Consider the following 7,722-nt stretch of genomic DNA (forward strand, 5'->3'; position numbering starts at 1 on the left):
TCAGCGCACCCCCGCCGCCAGAGAATTGGAGCGGCTGATCCAGATCCCCGCCGCCCGCAGAGCCTCGAAACGGGCCTCCATGGCCGCCAGAGCCGCCGGATTTGCGTGGGCGAGAAAATCCCGCACCTCGGGGTCTGAAAGCGTGGCCTCGTGATAAAGGTCGAAGAGATGGGCGGGGACTCTCCGCGTCAGATGGGCGAAGGCCGCCAGATGATCCAGCGTGGCGGCGATCTCGGCGGCGCCCCGGAAGCCATGGCGCCTCATGCCGCCGATCCAGAGCGGGTTGACCGCCCTTGCGCGCACCACGCGGGCGATCTCCTCGGGCAGGCTGCGGGCGCGAGGCTGGTCGGGGCGCGTCGCATCCAGACGCCAGAGCGCGGGCTCCGGCGCGCCCAGCCGCGCCATGGCGGCGGCGAATCCGCCTTCATGGGCGGCGTAATCCATGGCGAGCAGAAGATCCGTTTCGGGCAGATCCTGCGTATGGACGAAGGAATCCGCGCCGCGCAGCCGCATCTCCAGAGCCTCGCGGGCGGGTTCTCCCGCCGCCGAATGGCTGGAGGCCGCGAGCCAGGCCTCGCCCGCCCGGTCGCGGCCTTCGGGCGAATAATCCTCGGCGTCGAGCGCGAGGCCGTAGCTCCCCGGCGCGGGGGCGAAGACGCGCGGTCCCGGCTGGGCGGCGACATAGGGATTGAGGTCCGGCGCTTCGTCTCGGGCCGCCAGAGCCGAGGCGGCGGCCTCGAAAAGCCCCGCCAGATCCGGAAAGACGTCGCGGAAGAGGCCGGAAACCCTCAGGCTCACCTCGATGCGCGGGCGATCCAGCAGCGGCAGGGGGATGATCTCGAAGCCCGAAACCCGGTCGGAGCCTTCGTCCCAGAGCGGCGCGGCGCCCGCCAGATGCAGCGCCATGGCGAAATCTTCTCCGGCGGTGCGCATGGTCGCCGAGCCCCAGAGATCCACCACCAGCCCGCGCGGCCAGTCGCCATGGTCTTGCAGGTGGCGCCGGAGCAGCTCCTCCGCCAGCTTGACGCCTTGGGCGTGGGCCGCCCGCGAAGGCGTGGCGCGGGGATCGGCGGCGTAGAGGTTGCGGCCCGTGGGCAGAACCTCCGAGCGCCCCCGATAAGGCGAGCCCGAGGCTCCGGGCGCGATCCGCGCGCCGCTCAGAGCCTGAGCCAGAACCGCCCTTTCGGCGGCGATGGAGGCCGCGTCTCCGGAGAAGCCGCCTTTCCCGTCGGGCGAGCCGCGCCCCCAGACATGCAGCCCCTCGCCGAACTGACTCTCCTTCACATCGCAGACGAAGCGGTCGATGCGGGTCAGAGCCTCGGCGGGACTGGCCCCGGAGGTCAGGCCGAGATCCTCCTCGACGCCCGCGTCCTGAGCCTCTGCGCGAATGGAGGAGATGAGCCGCCCGCGCCGCGCCGGGTCGAGGCCGTCGGCGGTGGAGTATTCGTCGAGCAGCCGCTCCAGCCGCGCGAGGGCGGGGGGCAGGCCGCCCTCCGCCAGAGGCGGCGGCAGATGCCCGAGCGTGACGGCCCCGAGCCTTCGGCGGGCCTGGGCGGCCTCGCCGGGATCATTGACGATGAAGGGATAGAGCACCGGCAGAGGCCCGGTCAGAGCTTCCGGCCAGCATTCCTCCGAAAGCGCCGCCGATTTCCCCGGCAGCCATTCGAGCGTCCCATGGGCGCCGAGATGGATCAGGGCGTGGATCTTCTCCGCCTCCCGGAGCCAGAGATGAAAGGCGACGTAGCCATGGCGCGGAACCCGGGCGAGGTCATGATATTCCTCCTCGCGCAGATGGGGCGTTCCGCGCTCGGGCTGCAAGGCGAGGAGCACGCCGCCCCGGCGCAGAGCCCGGAAGTGAAAGGCCCCCGCCTGCACGGAGGAATCTTCCTCCGGCTGGCCCCAAGCCTCGGCGAGATCCGCGCGGAGCTTCTCCGGCAGAGCCTTCAGCGCCTGACGATAATCCGCTAAGGGCCATGCGAGGCTTTCGCTCTGCAACGGCCCCGCCAGAGGCCCTGATGGCGCGCCGAGATCCTCAAGGATCGCCTCGGCGGAGGCGAGGGCGTCGAGGCCCACGGCATGGGCCATCTGATGCGCCTTGCCGGGATAGGTCGAGAGGATCAGCGCCAGCTTGCGGGTTTCGGGCGGCGCCTCCGCCATGCGGATCCAGCCCGCCACGCGCGCGACCACGGCGGCGATCCGCTCCGGATCGGCCTGATGGCGGCTGCGGGCGAAATGAAGCTCGGGGTCGCGCGGCTCCTGAGCCTTGAAGGAGATCACGCCCGCATTGATCCGCCCGTCCACCTCCGGCAAGACGACATGCATCGCCAGATCCGCCGGAGACAAGCCCCGCGCCGATTCAGCCCAAGCCTTGCGCGAGGAGGTGGCTAAAGCGACCTGAAACACGGGGGTCCCGGCGGCGTCCAGCGGCGATCCTCCCCCAGATTGGGCGGCGCGGGCGGAGAAGGCCGTGGCGTTGACCACCGCCGCAGGGCGCAGCCCCGCCAGAGCCTCGCGCAGCCAAAGCGCCGCCCTCGGCTCCTTGAGCGAGGGGACGAAGCCGCCCAGAACTTGAAACCCCTGCGTCTTGAAGCCTTCGGCCTGCCGCTCCAGAGGCTCCACGTCGGCGGCGGCGAGCCAACTCCGGTAGAAGCTTAGGAAGATCAGGGGGCGTCCGTCCCGCGCCGGAGCCTCCCGCAGCCAACCCGCGCCCGGAAGCCAGAAGCCGAAATCAGGGAGGGTCTTTTCTCCCGCCACCGGTCCCGCATAGAGCCCCGCCGCCAGAGCCAATTGCGCCAAAGCCGCCTGAGCCGCGATCTCGCCGCCCGCTTCGCAAAGCGCCGTCAGCCGCCGCAGAGTCGAGACGGGCAGGGTGGAGGCCGCGTCGAGCCTCGGGTCCTCGCGGCCGTCGGCGGGCAGAACCGCCAGAGCGATCCCTTGAGCCCTCGCCAGACGTTCGACCTGCTCCAGCCCATAGGCCCACCAGGGCGCGCCGCCGATCAGCCGGATCAGAACGCCTTTCGCCCCGCAGAGGGTGTTCTGCAGATAGGCGTCCACGGAAAGCGGATGACGCAAGGCGGCCAGATCCGCCAGCCTCAAGGAGGGGAGCGCCGTGCCTCTCGCCGTTGCCCTGCGCCAGCCCGCCGCGAAAGCCCCGAGGTCGCTGTCCGAGAAGGAGAGGACCACGAGATCGGCCGGAGGCTGGCCGAGATCCTGCGGGACCTCGGATTCCTCCAGACCATGGCTTTCGCGGAAGAGCACATGCATGGGCCGCCGCTCCTCAGGCCAGCGCCGCGCGGAGGGCGTCCACGTCGAGATCCGCCTTTTCGGCGATGACCACGAGGCGTCCCTGACGCGGCGAGGCGCCCCAGGGGCGGTCGAACTGATGGCGCACCCGAGGCCCCACCGCCTGAATCAGCAGACGCAAAGGCTTGCCCTCGACCGCGACATGGCCCTTCACGCGCAGGATCTTCTGCGTCCGGGCGAGGGCCTCGACCTTGGCGGCCAGAGCCTGAGGGTCTTTCTGTTCGGGGATCTCGATGATCGCCGTGTCGAAATCCTCATGGTCGTGATCGTCTTCGCCGTCGTGATGCGAGGGGCGGGCGGCGAGATCCGCCTCCGCCGCCGCGCCGAGGCCGAGGACCACGCGCGGATCGATCTCGCCCTCGTGGATGGGCAGGATCGACAGAGGGCGCGGCGCTTCGGCCAGAATGATCCGACGGGCCGCCGCGACGCCTTCCTCTCCCGCGAGGTCGGCTTTCGAGAGCAGCACCAGATCGGCGCAGGCGATCTGATCCTCGAAGACCTCGGAGAGCGGAGTCTCGTGATCGGCGCCCGCCTCGCCGGGGTTCTCTTCGTCGGGCGCGAAACGCCCCGCCGCCACGGCTTCGGCGTCGGCGACGGCCACCACGCCGTCGATGGTGATCCGCGAGCGCAGGCCCGGCCAGTCGAAGGCCTTGAGCAGCGGCTTGGGCAGCGCCAGACCCGAAGTCTCGATGAGGATATGATCCGGGCGCGGCTCCAGAGCCATGAGCCTTTCGATGGTCGGGATGAATTCATCGGCCACGGTGCAGCAGATGCAGCCGTTGGTCAGCTCGACGATGTTCGACTCGGGACAATCGGCGTCGGCGCAGGCGCGGATCAGATCGCCGTCCACGCCCACGTCGCCGAATTCGTTGACCAGCACCGCCAGACGCCGCCACTGAGGATTGCGCAGCAGATGGCGGATGAGGGTGGTCTTTCCGGCGCCCAGAAAGCCGGTGACGATGGTGACGGGGGTTTTTTCAAGCGACATGGTTCAGACCTCCAGAGGCGGGACGCGGGCGACGGTGTTCTTGCGGATGACTTCAGGGCGTTCGCGCCATGGGACGAGCCCGTCCGGAGCCGAGGCGTAGGCGCCCAGCATGGTCAGGACGGCCTCCCGGTCGCGATGGGGATCAAGGGCGCCCTGCACATAGGTCCAGCGCTTCGGCCCCGTGAAGGCCACGGCGCAGCCCCGCGAACAGGCCGACAGACATTCCTGACGGCGCACGGGCGCGCCCGCGGCCTCCAGAGCCTCGGCCAGAATCAGACCGTCGCGCCTGGGCGCGGCGGGGTCGGATTCCGGCAGGCGGCAGGTGGTGCAGACCACCAGCGTCGCGTCTAGATGCATCGGCCCCGAACTCCCCGCGAAGGCGCGCCCCGAAAACAGGGCTTGAAGAGCGGCGCGGGGAGAGGATCGGAAAAAGGCTCGCCGGGTCGGGCGCGGCCTCGCTCCCGACAGCGGCGCTCCCCGGCCGCGACGACGGAAACCCCCTGCGGACAGGAGGCGGAGGCTGGCAGGTCTCCCGGCTTGCGGATTCAGGGGCCTTGCGGCTCCGACGGGCGCCCGGCCTTCCCGAGCCCTTGCGGACCAGTGGCGTGATGGGCGACCTTTCCGGTCACGGTCGCGGGGGCGGCTGCGCTTGAGGCCGGAAGGCCCTGGCGCTATTCCCTCTTCGCCCGCCTTGCGGCGGGAACCAGCGATGGCGCGAGCCAAGCCACGCCCCATCCCTCTTGTCAAGGAGGCTTTCATGTCCCCCGAAGCCCCGGTTTCCGAAGAAGCCGCCGCCCACGCCGCCAAGAAAGCGAAGATCAAGGCCGCCCGCGACCGCATGATGCAGGAGAAGACGGGCGAAAAGGGCCTGATCATCGTGCTGACCGGGCCGGGGAAGGGGAAGTCCTCTTCGGCTTTCGGGATGATCTTCCGCTGTCTGGCGCATGGGATGCGCTGCGGCGTGGTGCAGTTCGTGAAGGGCGCGCGGACCACCGGCGAGCGCGATCTGATCCTCGCGCGCTTCAGCGATCTTTGCGCCTTCCACACCATGGGCGAGGGCTTCACCTGGGAGACCCAGGACCTCGCGCGCGACAAGGCGGCGGCCCGGGCGGGCTGGGAGAAGGCCAGGGAGCTGATCCGCGATCCTGACAACCGCATGGTGCTGCTGGACGAGATCAACATCGCCCTGCGCTATGATTACCTCGACCTCGCGGAGGTTCTGGACTTCCTGCGCGCCGAGAAGCCGCCCATGACCCACGTCGTGCTGACGGGCCGCAACGCCAGGCCGGAGCTGATCGCGGCGGCGGATCTCGTGACCGAGATGACCGTGGTGAAGCATCCCTTCCGCGAGGGGATCAAGGCGCAGCCGGGAGTCGAATTTTGACCCGCGCCCTGATGATCCAGGGGACCGGCTCCAATGTGGGCAAATCCCTGCTGGTGGCGGGGCTTTGTCGGGCGGCGCGGCTGAGGGGCCTGCGGGTTCTGCCCTTCAAGCCGCAGAACATGTCCAACAACGCCGCCGTGACCTTCGACGGCGGCGAGATCGGTCGGGCTCAGGCCTTGCAGGCGCTGGCCTGCGGGGTCGAGCCTTCGGTGGACATGAACCCCGTGCTGCTCAAGCCGCAGACCGACGTCGGCGCTCAGGTGGTGGTGCAGGGGAAGGTCTTCGCCTCGGCGCGGGCGCGGGATTACGGCGCGCTCAAGCCCCGGCTGATGGGCGCGGTTCTGGAGAGCTTCGCCCGTCTGAAATCCCGCGCGGATCTGGTGGTCGTCGAGGGGGCGGGGAGTCCGGCGGAGGTGAACCTCCGCAGAAACGACATCGCGAACATGGGCTTCGCCCGGGCGGCGGAGGTTCCGGTGGTTCTGGCGGGCGACATCGACCGCGGCGGCGTCATCGCCCAGATCATCGGGACTCAGGCCGTGATCGACCCCGAGGACGCGGCCATGATCCGGGGCTTCCTCATCAACCGCTTTCGCGGCGATCCGCGCCTCTTCGACGACGGATATGACCTGATCGCGCAGCGCACGGGCTGGCGGGGCTTCGGCGTGGTCCCCTGGTTCGCAGGAGCGGCGCGGCTTCCGGCGGAGGATGCGCTGGATCTTGCGCCTTCAGGCTCCGGCCCGGTGAAGGTCGCTTGCCTTTGCCTCTCGCGCATCGCCAATTTCGACGATCTCGACCCGCTGAAGATCGAGCCCTCCATTCGGCTGGAGATGATCCGCCCCGGCCAGGCTCTGCCCGGAGACGCGGCTCTGGCGATCATTCCGGGGACGAAATCCACGCGCGGAGACCTCGCCTTTCTGCGGGCCCAGGGCTGGGACGTGGATTTGCTGGCCCATCACCGGCGCGGAGGGCGGATTCTCGGGCTTTGCGGCGGCTATCAGATGCTCGGACGCAGCGTGGCGGATCCCGAGGGCCTGGAGGGCGAACCGGGCGCGACTCCGGGCCTCGGGCTGCTCGACGTGGAGACGATCATGGCGCCCGACAAGCGCCTGACCCGCGTCGAGGCGCTGCACGCCGCGAGCGGCCTGAAGGTTTCGGGCTACGAGATCCACATCGGCCGCACCCAGGGCCCCGACCGCGCCCGGCCCTTCGCCTATATCGAGGGCGAGCCGGAAGGCGCGATCTCGGCGGATGGACTGGCGGCGGGCTCCTATCTGCATGGGCTCTTCGCCGAAGACGCCTTCCGGGCGGCTTATCTGGCGAGTCTGGGGGCGCAGGCGGCCGGACTCGGCTATGGGGCCGGAGTCGAGGCGACCCTCGACGAGCTCGCCGCCCATCTGGAGGCGCATCTCGATGTGGAGGGGCTGCTCGCTCTGGCCGAGTGAGGGCCCCCTCGGAAATCCGGTGGAGGGGGGATGTCGGGCGGAGCGCGCGTTCTATATAGCTCCGGCGTCCGCCGCCTCAGGAGAGATCATGGAACGTCAGATCGAACGCATTCTTTTCGCCAGCCGCTGGCTGATGGCCCCGATGTATCTGGGCCTGGTCGCCGCGCTGGCCATCCTCGTCTGGATGTTCATCATGGAGCTTGTCCGCTTCGCCATGATCCTCCCGACGATGACGGTGAACGACGCGATCCTGGGCGCCCTCGCCCTGATCGACCTCAGCCTTGCGGCGAATCTGCTGCTGATCGTGATCTTCTCGGGCTACGAGAATTTCGTCAGCCGGCTGGACATCAACGGCCATGAGGATCGCCCCGAATGGCAGGGCGAAGTCGATTTCTCCGGGCTCAAGCTGAAGCTGGTGGCCTCCATCGTGGCGATTTCGGGCATCCATCTGCTCAAGGTCTTCATGGACGTGAACAAATACACCGCCGAACATATCCGCTGGATGGTGATCATCCATCTGGTCTTCGTGGCTTCGGGCGTGCTGCTGGCCGCCATGGACTGGATCGCCAATCACGCGAAGACCTTGAAGAAGTCGAAGAAATCCG

The 7,722-nt window shown here is 69.1% G+C and carries 6 protein-coding genes and 1 riboswitch; of the genes, 3 read left to right on the forward strand and 3 right to left on the reverse strand.

Features of this window, described 5'->3' with window-relative positions; translation table 11 throughout:
* Genes cobN through PHN62_RS07375 form a run of 3 tightly spaced genes read right to left on the reverse strand, consistent with a single transcriptional unit; the run spans position 1 to position 4,648 of the window.
* On the reverse strand, positions 1-3,264 hold the full coding sequence (gene cobN, locus PHN62_RS07365) for a cobaltochelatase subunit CobN (RefSeq protein ID WP_300148432.1): 3,264 nt from the start codon (positions 3,262-3,264) through the stop codon (positions 1-3).
* A 13-nt stretch (positions 3,265-3,277) separates the two neighbouring features.
* Positions 3,278-4,291 (reverse strand): cobalamin biosynthesis protein CobW, encoded by a 1,014-nt coding sequence (gene cobW, locus PHN62_RS07370; protein WP_300148434.1) that lies wholly within the window; start codon positions 4,289-4,291, stop codon positions 3,278-3,280.
* Between the two features lie 3 nt (positions 4,292-4,294).
* Positions 4,295-4,648: a DUF1636 domain-containing protein gene (locus tag PHN62_RS07375; protein ID WP_300148436.1), complete on the reverse strand. Its 354-nt coding sequence runs from the start codon at positions 4,646-4,648 to the stop codon at positions 4,295-4,297.
* A 147-nt stretch (positions 4,649-4,795) separates the two neighbouring features.
* Positions 4,796-5,014: riboswitch (cobalamin riboswitch) on the reverse strand.
* Positions 5,015-5,048: 34 nt separating this feature from the next.
* On the opposite strand from PHN62_RS07375, the gene cobO reads away from it, so the two are divergent.
* From cobO to PHN62_RS07390, 3 genes are all read left to right on the forward strand, one after another.
* The gene (cobO, locus tag PHN62_RS07380; protein ID WP_300148438.1) at positions 5,049-5,675 is read left to right on the forward strand and encodes a cob(I)yrinic acid a,c-diamide adenosyltransferase; all 627 of its coding nucleotides are present in this window, start codon (positions 5,049-5,051) and stop codon (positions 5,673-5,675) included.
* An 11-nt stretch (positions 5,676-5,686) separates the two neighbouring features.
* Complete coding sequence (locus PHN62_RS07385) at positions 5,687-7,117, forward strand: cobyric acid synthase (RefSeq protein ID WP_300148600.1); 1,431 nt, start codon at positions 5,687-5,689, stop codon at positions 7,115-7,117.
* Positions 7,118-7,205: 88 nt separating this feature from the next.
* A partial coding sequence (locus PHN62_RS07390) for a TIGR00645 family protein (protein ID WP_300148440.1) occupies positions 7,206-7,722 on the forward strand: 517 nt, incomplete at its 3' end.

The sequence above is a fragment of the Neomegalonema sp. genome, from assembly GCF_028688855.1.
Classification (GTDB): domain Bacteria; phylum Pseudomonadota; class Alphaproteobacteria; order Rhodobacterales; family Rhodobacteraceae; genus Neomegalonema.

Coding starts and splice junctions, on each gene's coding strand:
- PHN62_RS07385 (WP_300148600.1), top strand. CDS start 5,687: ATGATCCAGGGGACCGGCTCCAATGTGGGCAAATCCCTGCTGGTGGCG.
- cobN (WP_300148432.1), bottom strand. CDS start 3,264: ATGCATGTGCTCTTCCGCGAAAGCCATGGTCTGGAGGAATCCGAGGTC.
- cobW (WP_300148434.1), bottom strand. CDS start 4,291: ATGTCGCTTGAAAAAACCCCCGTCACCATCGTCACCGGCTTTCTGGGC.
- PHN62_RS07375 (WP_300148436.1), bottom strand. CDS start 4,648: ATGCATCTAGACGCGACGCTGGTGGTCTGCACCACCTGCCGCCTGCCG.
- cobO (WP_300148438.1), top strand. CDS start 5,049: ATGTCCCCCGAAGCCCCGGTTTCCGAAGAAGCCGCCGCCCACGCCGCC.